Annotated in this window: 13 protein-coding genes, 1 tRNA gene and 1 pseudogene; 5 read left to right on the forward strand and 10 right to left on the reverse strand. The window is 72.3% G+C overall.

Annotation, left to right across the window (positions count from 1 at the left end; all coding sequences use genetic code 11):
- Positions 1-5: 5 nt before the first annotated feature.
- Entirely contained in the window at positions 6-722 is a 717-nt protein-coding gene (locus IEW90_RS11700; protein WP_188718461.1) for a DUF998 domain-containing protein, read from the reverse strand.
- Between the two features lie 118 nt (positions 723-840).
- Here IEW90_RS11700 and IEW90_RS11705 point away from each other — a divergent pair, with 118 nt between their 5' ends.
- Complete coding sequence (locus IEW90_RS11705; protein ID WP_188718462.1) at positions 841-1,794, forward strand: NADP-dependent oxidoreductase; 954 nt, start codon at positions 841-843, stop codon at positions 1,792-1,794.
- A 26-nt stretch (positions 1,795-1,820) separates the two neighbouring features.
- Entirely contained in the window at positions 1,821-3,467 is a 1,647-nt protein-coding gene (locus tag IEW90_RS11710) for an ABC transporter ATP-binding protein (RefSeq protein ID WP_188718463.1), read from the forward strand.
- Between the two features lie 55 nt (positions 3,468-3,522).
- Here IEW90_RS11710 and IEW90_RS11715 read toward each other — a convergent pair whose 3' ends face one another.
- The 3 genes from IEW90_RS11715 to IEW90_RS11725 form a co-directional block, all read right to left on the reverse strand.
- On the reverse strand, positions 3,523-4,467 hold the full coding sequence (locus tag IEW90_RS11715; RefSeq protein ID WP_188718464.1) for an ABC transporter permease: 945 nt from the start codon (positions 4,465-4,467) through the stop codon (positions 3,523-3,525).
- On the reverse strand, positions 4,464-5,468 hold the full coding sequence (locus tag IEW90_RS11720) for an ABC transporter permease (RefSeq protein WP_188718465.1): 1,005 nt from the start codon (positions 5,466-5,468) through the stop codon (positions 4,464-4,466). Before IEW90_RS11720 ends, IEW90_RS11715 begins: the two co-directional genes overlap by 4 nt.
- Positions 5,469-5,583: 115 nt before the next feature.
- Entirely contained in the window at positions 5,584-7,227 is a 1,644-nt protein-coding gene (locus IEW90_RS11725) for an ABC transporter substrate-binding protein (RefSeq protein WP_188718847.1), read from the reverse strand.
- 246 nt (positions 7,228-7,473) lie between these two features.
- On the opposite strand from IEW90_RS11725, the gene IEW90_RS11730 reads away from it, so the two are divergent.
- On the forward strand, positions 7,474-8,919 hold the full coding sequence (locus IEW90_RS11730) for a sensor histidine kinase (RefSeq protein WP_188718466.1): 1,446 nt from the start codon (positions 7,474-7,476) through the stop codon (positions 8,917-8,919).
- The gene (locus IEW90_RS11735) at positions 8,916-9,566 is read left to right on the forward strand and encodes a response regulator (RefSeq protein ID WP_188718467.1); all 651 of its coding nucleotides are present in this window, start codon (positions 8,916-8,918) and stop codon (positions 9,564-9,566) included. The genes IEW90_RS11730 and IEW90_RS11735 overlap by 4 nt, the downstream gene beginning before the upstream one ends.
- Before the next feature lie 160 nt (positions 9,567-9,726).
- On the opposite strand, the gene IEW90_RS11740 is transcribed toward IEW90_RS11735, so the two are convergent.
- The 6 genes and pseudogenes from IEW90_RS11740 to IEW90_RS11765 all read right to left on the reverse strand — a co-directional run bounded on the left by IEW90_RS11740 (position 9,727) and on the right by IEW90_RS11765 (position 14,339).
- Positions 9,727-11,760, reverse strand: coding sequence for a bifunctional metallophosphatase/5'-nucleotidase (locus tag IEW90_RS11740; protein ID WP_188718468.1), 2,034 nt, complete (start codon positions 11,758-11,760; stop codon positions 9,727-9,729).
- Between the two features lie 161 nt (positions 11,761-11,921).
- Positions 11,922-12,611, reverse strand: a complete 690-nt coding sequence (gene rplA, locus IEW90_RS11745) for a 50S ribosomal protein L1 (protein ID WP_188718469.1) — start codon at positions 12,609-12,611, stop codon at positions 11,922-11,924.
- Between the two features lie 92 nt (positions 12,612-12,703).
- The gene (gene rplK / locus IEW90_RS11750) at positions 12,704-13,135 is read right to left on the reverse strand and encodes a 50S ribosomal protein L11 (protein ID WP_188718470.1); all 432 of its coding nucleotides are present in this window, start codon (positions 13,133-13,135) and stop codon (positions 12,704-12,706) included.
- A 66-nt stretch (positions 13,136-13,201) separates the two neighbouring features.
- Positions 13,202-13,804, reverse strand: a pseudogene (gene nusG / locus IEW90_RS11755) (transcription termination/antitermination protein NusG); the annotation flags it as partial.
- A 123-nt stretch (positions 13,805-13,927) separates the two neighbouring features.
- The gene (gene secE, locus IEW90_RS11760) at positions 13,928-14,125 is read right to left on the reverse strand and encodes a preprotein translocase subunit SecE (protein ID WP_229679698.1); all 198 of its coding nucleotides are present in this window, start codon (positions 14,123-14,125) and stop codon (positions 13,928-13,930) included.
- 141 nt (positions 14,126-14,266) lie between these two features.
- Positions 14,267-14,339, reverse strand: a tRNA-Trp gene (locus IEW90_RS11765).
- A 169-nt stretch (positions 14,340-14,508) separates the two neighbouring features.
- Here IEW90_RS11765 and IEW90_RS11770 point away from each other — a divergent pair.
- Positions 14,509-15,714, forward strand: coding sequence for a pyridoxal phosphate-dependent aminotransferase (locus IEW90_RS11770; protein WP_188718848.1), 1,206 nt, complete (start codon positions 14,509-14,511; stop codon positions 15,712-15,714).
- Positions 15,715-15,716: the final 2 nt, after the last annotated feature.

Raw genomic sequence — 15,716 nt, forward strand, 5'->3', positions numbered from 1 at the left:
CCGGCTCAGTCCTTCGCGGCGTCGGGAGCCAGCCCGAGGGCGGCGCCGCGCGGCAGTCCGCCGCCGGCCGCTGCGGCGCGGGGCCGCGCGGGCGCGGCGTGCGGGATGGCGTGCACGACGACCATCGCAAGCATCCACACCACCCCGAGGCCCGCGGCGACGTACTCGAGGGTCGAGCCGACGTCGGTGTTGCCGCGCGCGAGCGAGATGATGCCGCCGATCGCGGCGACGACGCCGACGACGACGCCGCCGACGGTGGAGAGCCGGGCGACCCAGCGGTCGCTCGCGGTCGCGAACTGCAGCATCGCGACGCAGCCGGCGACGAAGGCGAGCACCGCGGCGGCGATGTGCACGAGGTCGCGCCACTCGGCGCCGTCGGCGAGCAGCGACGGGCAGCCGGGGCTGCAGGGCACCGCCGCGGCGACCGCGAACAGCGCGGCCGCGACCACGAGCGAGGCGGCGGGCGCCCAGCGCCGCAGCAGCGGCAGCGTCGTGCGCTGGTCGCGCACGACGACCGCGACGAGCAGGATGCCGACCACCACCAGGCAGAAGCCCACCTGGAACAGCGGCGCCGACAGCATGTACTGCGCCCCGAGCTCCGAGATGTACAGGTAGCGGTCGACCATCGCCCGGGCGCGGCCGATGAGGGCGGCGCCCGCGACGAGCGTCGCGACGGCCAGCAGGGCGACGACCAGCTCGCCCGCACGGGGTCCGGTGCGCACGCGACGACGCTACCGCGCTTCGCCCGCGCATCCGCACCCGAGCCGTCGTCACATGTCTTCTCGCGGCAACCGGCCGGACACATCCCTGCGATAGCGTCGAGCAGGACGAGGAGGTGCCATGCAGGCAGTGCTGGTGCGGGCGTTCGGCCCGACAGACGGGGTCGAGGTCGGCGAGATCGAGCCGCCGCTGCGGCTGGGCACCGAGGTGATCGTCGACGTGCACGCCGCGGGCATGAACCCGATCGACTGGAAGACGGTCGCCGGGAAGGGCGCCGCGAAGGCCGTCGCACCGCTCCTGCCGTGGGTGCCGGGCGGCGACGTCGCCGGCGTCGTGGCGGAGGCGCCCTACGAGGCCCACGACCTCCAGGTCGGCGACGCCGTCTACGGCATCGCGAACCACTGGCGCACGCGCGGCTCCTTCGCCGAGCAGGTGACCGTGCCGAGCCTGGCGCTCGCGCCGAAGCCCGAGTCGCTGAGCTTCGAGCTCGCCGCGGCCGTGCCGTGCGCGGCGCTCACCGCCTGGGACGCCGTCGTGCGCATCGCCAAGGCGCGGGCCGGTCAGCGCATCCTCGTGCACGCCGGCGCGGGCGGCGTCGGGCACTTCGCCGTGCAGTTCGCGAAGTACTTCGGCGCGCACGTCGCCACCACCGTCTCCGGCCGCAACGTCGACTTCGCCCGATCGCTCGGCGCCGACGAGGTCGTCGACTACACGCGCGACCGCTTCGAGGACGTGCTGCAGAAGGTCGACGTGGTCGTCGACCTCGTCGGCAACGTCTCGGACGACACCGGCACCCGCTCGCTCGACGTGCTCAAGCACGGCGGCCTGTACCTCAACGTGCCCACGGGATCGTGGCCCGAGTACGCCGCCGCGAGCGCCGAGCGCGGCCTGCGCTCGTCGTCGGTGAAGGTCGAGGCCGACGGCTCGAACCTCGGCATCATCGGCCGGCTCATCGACGCCGGCGACGTGCGGGTCGAGCTGCAGCACGCGTACCGGATGGACGAGGTGCACGAGGCGTTTGCCGAGCTGCAGGGCGGCCACGTGCGCGGCAAGCTCGTGCTCAAGGTGCGCTGACGGCCCGAGCCGTGCAGGATGGGCGCATGAGCGACGCGACGAAGCCGCTGCTGGAGGTCCGAGGCCTGCAGGTGGAGTTCACCACGCAGGACGGCCCGGTCACCGCCGTGCACGAGGCGAGCCTCACGCTCGGCGCGGGCGAGACGCTCGCGATCGTGGGCGAGTCGGGATCCGGCAAGTCGACCACCGCCATGTCGATCATCGGCCTCCTCCCGGGCAACGGGCGCGTGACGGCCGGCTCGATCCGGCTCGACGGCCAGGAGCTCGTGGGCGCGAGCGAGTCGACGATGCGCGGCGTGCGCGGCCGGCGCATCGGCCTCGTGCCGCAGGACCCGATGTCGAACCTCAACCCCGTCGCGCGCATCGGCACGCAGGTCGCCGAGACGCTGCTCGCGCACGGCCTCGCCACCCGGAAGGACGTCGACGAGAAGGTCGTCGCGACGCTCGAGGCGGCCGGTCTGCCGGATGCGGCGGCGCGCGCCAAGCAGTACCCGCACGAGTTCTCGGGCGGCATGCGCCAACGCGCCCTCATCGCCATCGGCCTCGCCTGCCGGCCGCAGCTGCTCATCGCCGACGAGCCGACGAGCGCCCTCGACGTCACGGTGCAGCGCACCATCCTCGACCAGCTCGACGAGATGACGCGCGAGCTCGGCACCTCGGTGCTGCTCATCACGCATGACCTCGGCCTCGCCGCCGAGCGCGCCCAGCAGGTGGTCGTCATGCACCGCGGCCGCGTCGTCGAGCAGGGCCCCGCCCGGCAGATCCTCGAGGCGCCGCAGCACCCGTACACGCAATCGCTCGTGAAGGCCGCGCCGTCGGTCGCGATGGCGCGGCTGCGCCCCGAGGACTTCGCCGAGCGCGCCGCCGAGGGCGAGGAGCCCGCGGAGGTCGACGCGATCGTCGAGTTCGACGGGGTCTCGAAGCACTTCCCGGTGCGCGGCTCGAAGGACCCGTTCGTCGCCGTCGACGACCTCTCGCTCACGGTGCCGCGCGGCACGACCGTCTCGATCGTCGGCGAGTCCGGCTCGGGCAAGACCACGACCGCGCGGATGCTGCTCAAGGCCTTCGAGCCGACGAGCGGGCAGGTGCGCTGGGAGGGCAAGGACGTCTTCTCGCTCTCGCGCGTCGAGCAGCGCGAGTTCCGCCAGAAGGTGCAGCCGGTCTTCCAGGACCCGTACTCGTCGCTCAACCCGATGTTCACGATCGAGCGCATCATCGAGGAGCCGCTGTCGTTCTACGGCAAGGGCTCGCGCGGCGAGCGCCAGAAGCGGGTGCGCGAGCTGCTCGACCAGGTGGCGCTGCCGACCGACATGGCGCGCCGCTACCCCTCCGAGCTCTCGGGCGGCCAGCGCCAGCGCGTCGCGATCGCCCGCGCCCTCGCGCTCAATCCCGACGTGATCGTCTGCGACGAACCCGTCTCGGCGCTCGACGTGCTCGTGCAGGACCAGATCCTGCGGCTGCTCGGCGATCTGCAGCGGGACCTCGGCCTGTCGTACCTCTTCATCTCGCACGACCTCGCGGTCGTCCGCCTCATCTCCGACTACGTCGGCGTCATGAAGGACGGCCGGCTCGTCGAGGCCGCGACGAGCGAGGAGATCTTCACGAACCCGCGCGACCCGTACACGCGCGCGCTGCTCGCCTCGATCCCCGGCAACGAGCTGAAGATCGCCTAGCGCGCTGCGCACGACGAGGGCCCCGGATCCGCGGATCCGGGGCCCTCGTCGTCGCTCAGCGCTTGCGCGTGCGCGGATCCATCGCCTCGCGGAGGCTCTCGCCGAGCAGCGTGAACCCGAGCGCGGTGATCATGATGCAGATGCCCGGCAGGAACGCGAGGTGCGGCGCGATCGCCAGCTCGGTCTGCGCGTAGGTGAGCATGCGCCCCCACTCGGCCGTCTCCGGCCGGCCGCCGCCGAGGCCGAGGAACGACAGCGCCGCCGCGTCGATGACGGCGGTCGCGAGCGTCAGCGTGCCCTGCACGATGACCGGGCCCACCGAGTTCGGCAGCAGGTGCGTCATCGTGATGCGGCCCGTGCCGAGGCCGAGCGTGCGCGCTGCCAGCACGTAGTCCGACTCCCGCTGCTGCAGCATCGACGACCGCAGCAGGCGGGCGAAGATCGGGATCTGCGCGACGCCGATGGCGATCATGACGGCGAGCGGCGTGCGGCCCAGGATCGCGGCGATCGACACCGCGAGCAGCAGGTGCGGCACCGAGAGCAGGATGTCGACGACCCGCATGATGAGGGTGTCGACCCATCCGCCGAACGCGCCGGCGATCGCGCCGAGCACCATGCCGCCCAGCAGGCCGAACATCGTCGAGACGATGCCGATGACGAGCGAGGCGCGAGCGCCCCAGATGAGCTTCGAGACGACGTCGCCGCCGAAGCGGTCGATGCCGAGCGGGAACTGGGCGAGCTCGCCGATGCCCGGCAGCGCCGTCGGGCGCAGGAACTCGCGGCCGGGCGACGAGAGCTCCGGGTAGGGCGCGAGCCACGGCGCCAGCAGCGCCACGAGCACGAAGATGCCGACGACCACCGCGCCCGCCCACGCGGCGGGGTTGCGGCGGAGGCGGCGGAGGACGTCGCCCCAGAACGAGCCGGAGCGTGGCGCGGCCGTGGGGCTCTGGTTCGCGTCGCCCGGGCCGGAGGCCGGGGGCAGCACGTCTGCGGCGGTCACTGGACCCTCACTCTCGGATCGATGAAGCTGTACGAGACGTCGACGAGCAGGTTGATGAGCGCGTACGCGACGGCGATGAAGAGCACGAAGCCCTGCAGCACGGGGAAGTCGCGCGCGAAGATCGCGCTCGCCAGGAAGGCGCCGATGCCGGGGAAGGCGAACACCGTCTCGGTGAGCACCGCGCCGGAGATCAGCAGGCCCGCCTGCAGGCCGATGGTCGTGACGACGGGCAGCATCGCGTTCCGCAGCACGAAGCGGTTGCGGATGACGCCCTGCGAGACGCCCTTCGCGCGGCCGGTGCGCACGTAGTCGGCGTTCACGACCTCGAGCACCGAGGCGCGCGTGATGCGCACGATGATCGCGAGCGGGATCGTCGAGAGCGCGAGCGCCGGGAGGATGAGGTGCACGACCGCGTTGAGCGCCGCGTCGAGCTCGCCCGTGAGCAGCCCGTCGAGCACGTAGAACCCCGTCGCGTGCGTCGCGTCGACCGAGCGGTCCTGCCTGCCGGTGGTGGGCAGCCAGCCGAGCTGCACCGCGAACACGTACTTGAGGATGAACGCGAGGAAGAACACCGGGATGGTGATGCCCACGAGGCTGCCGCCGACCGAGAGGTGGTCGATGAGGCGGCCGTGGTTGCGCGCCGCCCAGTAGCCGAGCGGGATGCCGACGCCGACGGCGATGATGAGCGCCATGACGGCCAGCTCGACGGTGGCGGGGAAGCGGTTGGCGAACTCCTCCAGCACCGGCCGTCGGGTCTCGATGGAGTTGCCGAAGTCTCCCTGGATGAGGCGGCCGAGCCAGGTGACGTACTGCTCGGGCAGCGGCCGGTTGAAGCCGTAGGCCTCGTTGATGCGCTCGATCGCCTCCGGGGTCGCGCGCTCGCCGAGGAGCGCCGCGGCCGGCCCTCCCGGGAGCGCCCGCACCCAGAAGAAGAGCAGGACGGTCAAGCCGAACAGGGTCGGGATCAGCAGCAGCAGGCGCCTGCCGATGGTTCGCAGCACGTGGTCGTCTCTCGGGTCGGGGCGGGGGCGGCGCGCGCGGGTCGCGCGGGCGCCGGGGTCCGGACGGGGCGGATGCCGCGGGCCGGGTGGGCCCGCGGCATCCGCGATCGGCTCGCTACTCGCTGAGCTCGATCATGTTGAACACCTCGTCGTTCACCGGGCTGGCCGGGTAGGAGGTGACCCGCGGGTCGAACGCCAGGGAGGGCGCCGGGTGCGCGAGCGGGATGCCGGGGATGAACTCGGCGATCTGCTCGTTGATGGCCTCGTACGCGGTCGCGGCCTCCTCGGGGTCGGGGATCTGCCGCGCCTCGGTCAGCGCCGAGAACAGCTCCTCGTTCTCGAAGCCCCACTCGTTCGAGTAGCCGTTGAAGAAGACGCCGACGAAGTTGTCGGTGTCGTTGTAGTCGCCGGTCCAGCCGAGCAGGTGGATGCCGTGGTCGTCCGTGCCGCGCATCCGGTCGAGGTAGTCCGTCCACTCGTCCGAGACGGGCTCGACCGTGATGCCGACCTCCTCGAGCTGCGACGAGAGGGCCGAGAAGATCTCCTCGGGGTTCGGCATGTACGGGCGCGAGATGTTGACCGGGTAGTTGAACTGCAGCTCGAGGCCGTCCTCGTAGCCCGCCTCGGCGAGCAGCTCGCGGGCGCGCTCCGGGTCGTACTCGTAGTCGGTGACCGAGTCGTTGTAGCCGTTCACGACCGGCGGGATGAACTGCGACGCGACCTCGGTGCCCTCGGGGAGCACCTGCGTGACGAGCGCCTCGCGGTCGATCGCGTGGGCGATCGCCTCGCGCACGAGCGGGTCCTGCAGCTCCGGCACCGTCTGGTTCATGCCGAGGTAGAGGATCGTGAACGGGTCGCGCTGCATCACGTTGAAGCCGGCGTCCTCGAGGGCGGCGGTGTCGGCCGGCGCGACGAGGTCGTAGCCGTCGATGTCGCCCGCCTCGAGCGCCTGGCGGCGCGCGGTGGGCTCGTCGATCACGCGGAAGACGATCTCCTGCACCTGGCCCTGCTCGCCCCAGTAGTCGGGGTTCGCGGAGAGCACGACCTCGCTGCCGGGCGACCACGACTCGAACACGAACGGGCCGGTGCCCGTCGGGTGCGCCTCGCCGTACTCGCTGTACTCGGGGGCCTCCTCGCTGCCGCCGACGTCGTCGGCGCCGTACTCCTCGAGCGCCGTGGGCGACTGCATCGAGAACGCCGGGAGCGAGAGCGCGGCGATGAAGCCCGAGAACGGGCGGGTGAGGTTGACGGTCGCGGTGCTCGCGTCGTCGGCCGAGCACGACTCGTAGAGCGCGTTCTCGTCGCCGGCGAAGCCGCCGAAGAGCGAGCCGTAGTAGTACGAGAGGCTCTCGGTGGCGGTGAGGCCGGTCCAGTTGTACCAGCGGTCGAAGTTGGCGCAGACGGCCTCGGCGTTGAACTCGCTGCCGTCGTGGAAGGTCACGCCCTCCTGCAGGGTGAACGTGTACGAGGTGCCCTCGTCGTTCGAGGTCCACTCCGTCGCGAGCAGCGGCGCCGGGTCGGCGGAGCCGGGCTCGACGCCCACGAGGCCCTCGAAGATCTGCCGCGAGATGCGGAAGGTCTCGCCGTCGGAGGCGAAGGCCGGGTCGAGGCCCGAGGGGTCGGAGGAGGCGGCGAAGACGAACGTCGAGTCGACGTCGCTGGGCGCCGCGGAGTCGCCGCCGTCGTCGCTTCGCTGGCTCTGGATGCAGCCGGTGAGGGCGAGCGTCGCTGCGGATGCCGCCGCGACGCCGACGAGCATGCGCCGTCGTGCTGAGGTGTTCACGGTGCGTGGACCTTTCCTTCTGGGAGCAAGGACGCATGCCGCGCGGCTCGACCGTGAGGCTGCGTAGGGACAACCTAGCGACTTCCCGGAGGCCTGGACGCGTCGGGAGGGTTACGGATGTGTTGCGATGGCTCCGCCCGCCGGGCGGCCCGCCTCGTCCCCGAGGACGAGATCCGGTGGATCCTTGCGTGCGGGGGCATCGCGCGCCGTTAGCCTCCGAGCATGACCTCCTCGACGATCGTGCGGTTCCTGCGCTCCTGGTGGCCCGCTCCGGTCGCGGCCGCCGTGGCCCTGGTCCTGGCCGCCGTGCTCCCCGTCTACACCGCCCTGGTGCTCGTCGCGCTGCTGATCGTCGCCGGCGCCCTCGCGATCGCCGTGCGCTTCCCGCTGCCCGCGGCCGGTGCGGCGGCGGTCGGCGCGCTCGTCGCCGCGAACGCCGAGAGCGACCCGACCTGGGCGCTCCTGCTCGTCGCCTACGGGGCCCTGCTCGTGGCGACGTGGCGCTTCGAGCCCGCCCTGCTGCGGGCCCTGAGCGTCGTGCCGGTGGGGCTCCTGATGGGCATCGTGCTCGCCGCGTACTCGACCACGCAGGAGCGCAGCCCGTTCGGCTCGGCCTTCCAGAACACCGAGGGCCTCGTCGCCTGGATCGTGCTGATGATGGGCTGGGGCATCGTCATCGGCACGCGCGCCCTCCGCGACGCGGCGCGCGCCGAGCAGGTCACCGAGGTGGCGGTCGCGCGCACGACCGTCGTCGAGTCGGAGCTGCGCGACGAACGCCTCCGCGCCGACCTCACGCACGACTTCCACGACGTGATGGCGCACTCGCTCGCGGTGCTCGCCGCGCAGGCCGAGGGCCTCCGGCTCTCGTACGAGCGGCATCCCGAGCGCATCGGCCCGGTGCTCACGACCATCTCCGACACCGCGCGGCTCGCGCTCGTGGAGGTGCGGCAGCTGCTCGAGCGGGTCGACGACGACGCGCGGCGCCCCCAGCCGACGAGCGCCGACATCCCGGGCCTCGTCGCGCAGCTGCGCTCGGCCGGCCCGTCGGTCGTGCTGCACGACAGCGGCACGCACGGGCACCTGTCGCGCATCGCCGACATCGCCGCCTACCGGATCGTCCAGGAGAGCCTCACGAACGCCCTGCGCCACGGCGGGCCCGACGTCGACGTCGTGGTGGCGCTCACCTGGACCGGTCCCGGGCTCACGATCGCGGTCTCCTCCCCCATCGGCGAGCGCGAGGCGCTGCGGCCGGCCGGGCGCGGCATCGCGGGCATGCACGAGCGCGCCCGGGTCGCGGGCGGCTCGCTCGAGATCGACGCCGAGGGCGACCGCTTCGTCGTGAGCGCGCACCTGCCGTACGAGCCACTCCCGGCGGGGCCCACCGCGCCGCTCGGCGAGGACCAGCTGGCGACGCTGCCGGTGCCGGTGCAGCCGGAGGCCGTCGTCGCGCCCTGGATCGTGGAGGCGACGCGGCGGGCCGAGGAGCGCGCCCGCGCGCGCCGCCACGCCGACGCCGCCGGCTGGTCGACCGCGACCACGATCGACCTCGGCGAGGGGCTGCGGCCGCCGTCGGCACCGTCACCCGGCGGGACGTCGGCGCCGGGCCCGGACGGGCGCGTGCCGAACCCGATGGCTCCGCCGCGGCCGCCGCACGGGGCGGGGGGATGATCCGGGTCGCGCTCGTCGACGACCAGCCGCTGTTCCTCGAGGGCCTCGCGATGATCCTCGAGGCGCAGGACGGCATCGAGGTCGTGGGCACCGCCGCCGACGGCGCCGACGCGGTCGCGCTCGTGCGCGGCACCGCCCCCGACGTCGTCCTCATGGACATCCGCATGCCGGGCGTCGACGGGATCGCCGCGACGGCCGCCATCCGGCACCAGCTGCCGGCGCCGCCGCCGCACGTGGTGGTGCTCACCACCATCCGCCAGGACCGCGCCGTGGTGGATGCGCTGCGCGCGGGCGCGAGCGGGTTCCTGCTCAAGGACGCCCGGCCCGAGTTCCTCGTGCAGTCGATCCGCGCGGTCGTCGACGGGCAGCAGGTGATCGCGCCCGCCGAGACGTTCGACCTGCTGCGCGCCTTCGCGCCCGTGCGCGAGGCCCCCGACATGTCCGTGCTCGAGCCGCTCACCGAGCGCGAGCGCGAGCTGTTCCTGCTCGCCGCGCGGGGCCTGCCGAACGCCGAGATCGCGCAGCGGCTGTGGGTCGCCGAGACGACCGTGAAGACGCACATGCGCGCGATCCTCGCGAAGCTCGGCGTCGCGAGCCGCGTGCAGCTCGTGGCGCTCGCGCACGAGCACCGCCTCATCGAGCACTGACCCGCGGCGCGCGATCGCGGACCCCGTCGCGCATCCGGGACCCGCACGACGGGGTCGCGGATGCGCGGAGGGGTCCCGGATCCGTGCGCAAGGCGGACCCGATCGCACGGACCGGACCCCGCACGCGGGGTCCGGTCCGTGGCATCGGGTCCGGGAGGGGCTACGCGCGGCGCGCGCGCCGGGCCGCGATCGCACCGCCGCCGAGCAGCAGGAGCGCGAGCGCGAGCAGCAGCAGCGAGGGCGCCGCGCCCGTCTCCGGGAGCGAGCCGCCCGCCCCCGGCCCGGCCGCGTCGCCGCCGACGCCGCCGGCGTCGTCCGTCTCCACGGGATCCGTCTCGACGGGATCGGTCTCGGACGGGTCGGTCTCGACCGGGTCGGTGCCGGGCTCGCCCGGGTCGGGCGCCTCGTCGACGAGCGGCGTCGTCGTGAGCGTCCAGTTCACCTCTGCGAAGTCGCCCGGGTCGAGGACGCCGCGGTCCACCGAGTAGTCGATGAGCAGCTGCCGCAGCTCGAGCAGGCCGTTCCAGACGACCGGCGCGTCGACGACGTGCGGGTAGCCCGAGCCGCCGGACTGGCGGTAGTTGTTGATGCCCATGACGAACGCGTCGTCGTCGGCGATCGGCGTGCCGTCCGCCTGCTCGAAGCGCACGAGCCGCTCGCCGACCGGCTGCGAGATGTCGAACGCGTACTGGATGCCGTCGACCACGTCGTAGGAGTAGTCGGGGATCGGGCGGTTCGCCGCCGGGTCGAACGCGCCGGCGACGTCGGCGGTGATCGGGGCGCCCTCCTCCTGCTGGATGAAGTAGCGCGCCGAGTGCTCGAGGTAGTCGCGCAGCTGGGCGCCCGTCAGCTCGACCGCGAGCAGCGTGTTCTCGTAGATGTAGAGGGCTGCCATGTCGCGCACGGTGACCGGGCCCTCCTCGACGACCACGTCGCGGTTGAAGGGCGACGCCTGCGAGATGACCGTCGCGTCCTCCCACTCCGTGCCCGCGAGGCCCGCGCGCACCGTCTCGGTCTGGACGGCGTTGACGAAGTCGATGAGGGCCGTGTCCTCGTAGCGGCTCGTCGCGCCCGACATCGTCGCGGTCGCGGTCGCGATCTCGGTGTTCACGTACGCGACGGTCGCGTCGTGCTGCGCCTGCACGGCGGCGACGACTCCCGGGTGCTCGGCGACGTCGCCGGCGGTGTAGCGCTGCACCGCGGTCGGCGCCGCACCGTCGCTCCAGTCGACCTCGAAGCCGTCGCCCGAGGGCACGAGCGTGAGCTGCAGGTCCGAGACGCTGCGGCCCCAGTAGTACGGCTGGGTGATGATGGCGCGACCGCCGTCGGCCTGCTCGACGACCGTCTGCGGCTCGTCCTGGTGCGAGTGGCCCGCGACGACGACGTCGACGCCGGGGACGCGCGCGACGGAGGTCGCGAGGTTCTCCTGGAGCGCGGTCGGGTCGTAGGTCTGCGCCTCGGGGTCGAGTCCCGTGTGGGCGAGCACGACGACGAGGTCGGCGCCCGCCGCCTCGAGCTCGGGCACGTACCGCTCGACGGCCCGCACCTGGTCCTGGAACTCGAGGACGCCCTCGACGATCTGGCGGTCCCACACGCGCACGCCGGGGGTCACCACGCCGACGACGCCGATCTGCACGGTCTGGCCGTCGATGGTGCGCTCGAGCATCGTCGTCGGCGGCAGCACGGGCTCGCCCGTGGTCGCGTCGACGGCGTTCGCGCCGAGCAGCGGCGCCTCGAGCTGCCGGTCGTACGTCTCCAGCAGGTCGAGCCCGTAGTTGTACTCGTGATTGCCGACGACGGCGGCGTCGTAGCCGAGCTCGTTGAAGCCGGCCGCGATCGGATGGGTGTCGCCGGTCTCGGCGACGGGCTCGCGCACGCCCGTGAGGTACGTGAGCGGCGTGCCCTGGATGGCGTCGCCGTTGTCCATGAGGAGCACCGACTCCGCGCCGCGCTCGGCGCGCACGTCGTCGATGATCGTGCCGGCGCGGGCGAGGCCGAGCTCCTCGCCGGCCGGGTACGGCGCGTCGGCGAAGTAGTCCCAGTCGAGCAGGTGGCCGTGGATGTCGGTGGTGCTCAGGAGGGTGAGCTCGATCGGGTCGCCGGGCGCGGCGGTGGCGGCGGTCGTCGGCGCGATGAGCGCGGCGGCGACGACGAGCGCGCCGCCGGTGAGCGTGAGTGGTCTGCGTGCGGGCATGGCTGTGCTTCCTCGGTGTCGGGTACGGTCGCGCTCGTGGCGCGCCGATCCCACCCAACCGCAGATCGGTGTCGCGGACCAGCGTTCCGGATGAACGTCCTGTGACATCTGCGCAGACGACGAAGGCCCCGCCGTGCGGCGGGGCCTTCGTGGTGCGGGTCTCAGATCGCGGTCACGTCGACCGGGATGCCGGGGCCGAAGGTCGTCGAGACCGTGGCCTTCTGCACGTAGCGGCCCTTCGAGGACGACGGCTTGAGGCGGACGATCTCGTCGAGCGCGGCGCGGATGTTGTCGCCGAGCTGCTCCTCCGAGAACGAGGCCTTGCCGACGATGAAGTGCACGTTGGCGTGCTTGTCGACGCGGAACTCGATGCGGCCGCCCTTGATGTCCGTCACGGCCTGCGCGACGTTCGGGGTGACGGTGCCCGTCTTGGGGTTGGGCATGAGGCCGCGCGGGCCGAGCACCTTGCCGAGACGACCGACCTTGCCCATGAGCTCGGGGCTCGCGACGGCGGCGTCGAACTGGGTCCAGCCCGCCGCCACCTTCTCGATGAGCTCGTCGGAGCCGACCTCGTCGGCGCCCGCCGCGATGGCGGCCTCGGCCGCGGGGCCCTGCGCGAAGACGATGACGCGAGCGGTCTTGCCGGTGCCGTGAGGAAGAGAAACGGTACCGCGGACCATCTGGTCAGCCTTGCGGGGGTCGACGCCGAGCTTGAGCGCGACCTCGACCGTGGCGTCGGTCTTCGCCGAGCCGGTCTCGCGCGCGAGGGCCACGGCCTCGGCGGGGGTGTACTGCTTGCCGGCCTCGAGCTTCTCAGCTGCGGCGCGGTAGGCCTTGGACTTCTGTGCCATGTTCTTCTCCTTGTCAGAGTTCGCGGTGCGCGCCTGGCTGGCGCTCCCACTGGTGAGCCCTGGGGCTCGGATGCTGCGGTGCAGCGTCGAGGTCAGCCCTCGACCGTGATGCCCATGGAGCGGGCGGTGCCGGCGACGATCTTCTTCGCGCCCTCGATGTCGTTCGCGTTGAGGTCGGGCATCTTCTGCTGCGCGATCTCCTCGACCTGCGCCATCGTCAGCTTGCCGACCTTCGTCGTGTGCGGGACGCCGGAGCCCTTCTTGACGCCGGCGGCCTTCTTGATGAGCTCGGCGGCCGGCGGGGTCTTCAGCACGAAGTCGAACGAGCGGTCCTCGTAGACCGTGATCTCGACCGGGATGACGTTGCCGCGCTGCGACTCCGTCGCGGCGTTGTACGCCTTGCAGAACTCCATGATGTTGACGCCGTGCTGACCGAGCGCCGGGCCGACAGGCGGGGCGGGGTTCGCGGCGCCGGCCTGGATCTGCAGCTTGATCAGACCCGTGACCTTCTTCTTGGGTGCCATGTCTCTTCCTTCTCGATGTTCGCGGCGCGCGACAGCGCGCGCACCGCTCCTAGCCCCTGGCGGGGACTAGAGCTTGCTGACCTGACCGAAGCCGAGCTCGACCGGAGTCTCGCGCTCGAACAGGCTCACCAGGACCGTGAGCTTGCGGCTCGCCGGCTGGATCTCGCTGATGGTGCCGGGGAAGCCCGCGAACGAGCCCTCGGTGATGGTGATCGTCTCGCCGACCTCGAAGTCGACCTCGACGGCCACCTGGTTCGGCTGCGGCGACGGCGAGGCCTTCTGCGCCTCGGCGAGCTGCTCGTCGGCGATGGGCTTCAGCATCGTGAAGGCCTCGTCGAAGCGGAGCGGCGCGGGGTTGTGGGCGTTGCCGACGAAGCCGGTGACGCCGGGCGTGTGGCGCACGACCGACCAGGTGTCCTCGTCGAGGTGCATGCGGACGAGCACGTAGCCGGGCACGCGGACGCGGTTGACGCGCTTCGCCTGGCCGTTCTTCGTCTCGAGCACGTCCTCGGTGGGCACCTGGATCTCGTAGATGCCGTCGACCTGCATGTTCTCGGCGCGCGAGGCGATGTTCGCCTTGACCTTCTTCTCGTAGCCCGCGTACGAGTGGATGACGTACCAGCGGCCCGGCTTCGAACGCAGCTCGCGCTTGAAGTCCTCGTAGGGGTCGGCCGCGGGCTCGGTCTCGCTCTCGTCGACAGGCACGAGCTTGTCGAGCGCCTCGTTCAGCTCGATGTCGAGGTCGTTGACGTCAGACACAGTCCACCTTCTCCTTCAGTCGCCGGGTCGGGCTCAGCCGCCGAGGCCGAACATCGGCAGGTCGCCGAAGACCCAGCCCACGAACGAGCCGAACAGGAGGTCGAGGCCGGACACCAGCAGCATCATGATCACGACGAACACGAGCACGACGAGGGTGTAGCGGATGAGCTCGCGGCGCGTCGGCGTGACGACCTTGCGGAGCTCCACAAGGACCTCGCGCAGGAACGTCATGAGGCGCACGAACGGGTTGCGAGACGCACCCTCGCGCGTGCGGGGTGCCTCCTCGATCGCGTTCTCAGCCACGGTGACCCTTCGATTCGTTCGGCCCGGCGTGCGCCAGGGCCCATCAGGCGCCCTTCCGGGCGCCTCGAGCAGGGCGGACAGGACTCGAACCTGCAACCTGCGGTTTTGGAGACCGCTGCGCTACCAATTGCGCCACCGCCCTGGGCGGGTGGAAGCCATCCCGACCTGCCCTCGTCGGGCATGGGTCAGCATGGCGGTTGTCAACCACCAAGGGTCAAGACTACGCCGTCCGGGCACCTGCTGTCCACCTGGCGGCGCGCCCCTCCCCCACGGGGCCAGGATCCGCCTCCCGGCGCGCGTCGCTCACTACGCTGAGCACCGTGAACCGCATCGCCGCTCGCATCGCCGCCATCAACGAGTCCGCCACCCTGAAGGTCGACGCCAAGGCCAAGGCCCTCAAGGCCGAGGGCCGCGACGTCATCTCGTACGCCGCCGGCGAGCCCGACTTCGCGACGCCGCCGAACATCGTCGAGGCGGCGCAGCGCGCCCTGGCCGACCCCAAGAACTACCGCTACACGCCCGCCGCCGGCCTGCCGGAGCTGCGCGAGGCGATCGCCGCGAAGACGCTGCGCGACTCCGGCCTCGAGGTCGCGCCGAGCCAGGTGCTCGTGACGAACGGCGGCAAGCAGTCGGTGTACCAGGCGTTCCAGACGATCCTCGACCCGGGCGACGAGGTGCTCGTGCCGACGCCGTACTGGACGACCTACCCCGAGGCGATCGCGCTCACCGGCGCCCGCCAGGTCGACGTGTTCGCCGGCGCCGAGCAGCGCTACCTCGTCACGGTCGACCAGCTCGAGGCGGCCCGCACCGAGCGCACGAAGGCGCTCCTCATGGTGAGCCCCTCGAACCCCACCGGCGCCGTCTACTCCGCCGAGCAGGTGCGCGAGATCGCCGAGTGGGCCGACGCGAACGGCCTGTGGGTCGTGAGCGACGAGATCTACCAGAACCTCGTCTACGACGGCGCCCGCGCGGTATCGGTCGTGGAGGCCGTGCCGGCGCTCGCCGACCGCACCATCCTCGTGAACGGCGTCGCGAAGACCTACGCGATGACCGGCTGGCGCGTGGGCTGGATGGTCGGCCCGGCCGACGTCATCAAGGCCGCCGGCAACCTCCAGTCGCACCTGACGAGCAACGTCAACAACGTCGCGCAGCGCGGCGCGATCGAGGCGCTCACCGGCCCGCAGGACGCGGTCGCCGACATGCTCGGCGCCTTCGACCGCCGCCGCAGGACGATCGTCGAGGAGCTCTCGCGCATCCCCGGCGTCTCGGTGCCGACGCCCGAGGGCGCGTTCTACGCCTACGCCGACGTCACGGGCCTCCTCGGCCGCGAGTGGCACGGGGTGACGCCGACGACAAGCCTCGAGCTCGCCGACCTCATCCTCGAGCAGGCGGAGGTCGCGGCGGTGCCCGGCGAGGCCTTCGGCCCCTCCGGCTACCTGCGCCTGTCGTACGCGCTCGGCGACGACCAGCTGCTCGAGGGCGTGCAGCGCCTGCAGCGGCTCTTCGGCACGGCCTGATC

This window comes from Agrococcus terreus (genome assembly GCF_014645235.1).
In the GTDB taxonomy this organism is placed as follows: domain Bacteria; phylum Actinomycetota; class Actinomycetes; order Actinomycetales; family Microbacteriaceae; genus Agrococcus; species Agrococcus terreus.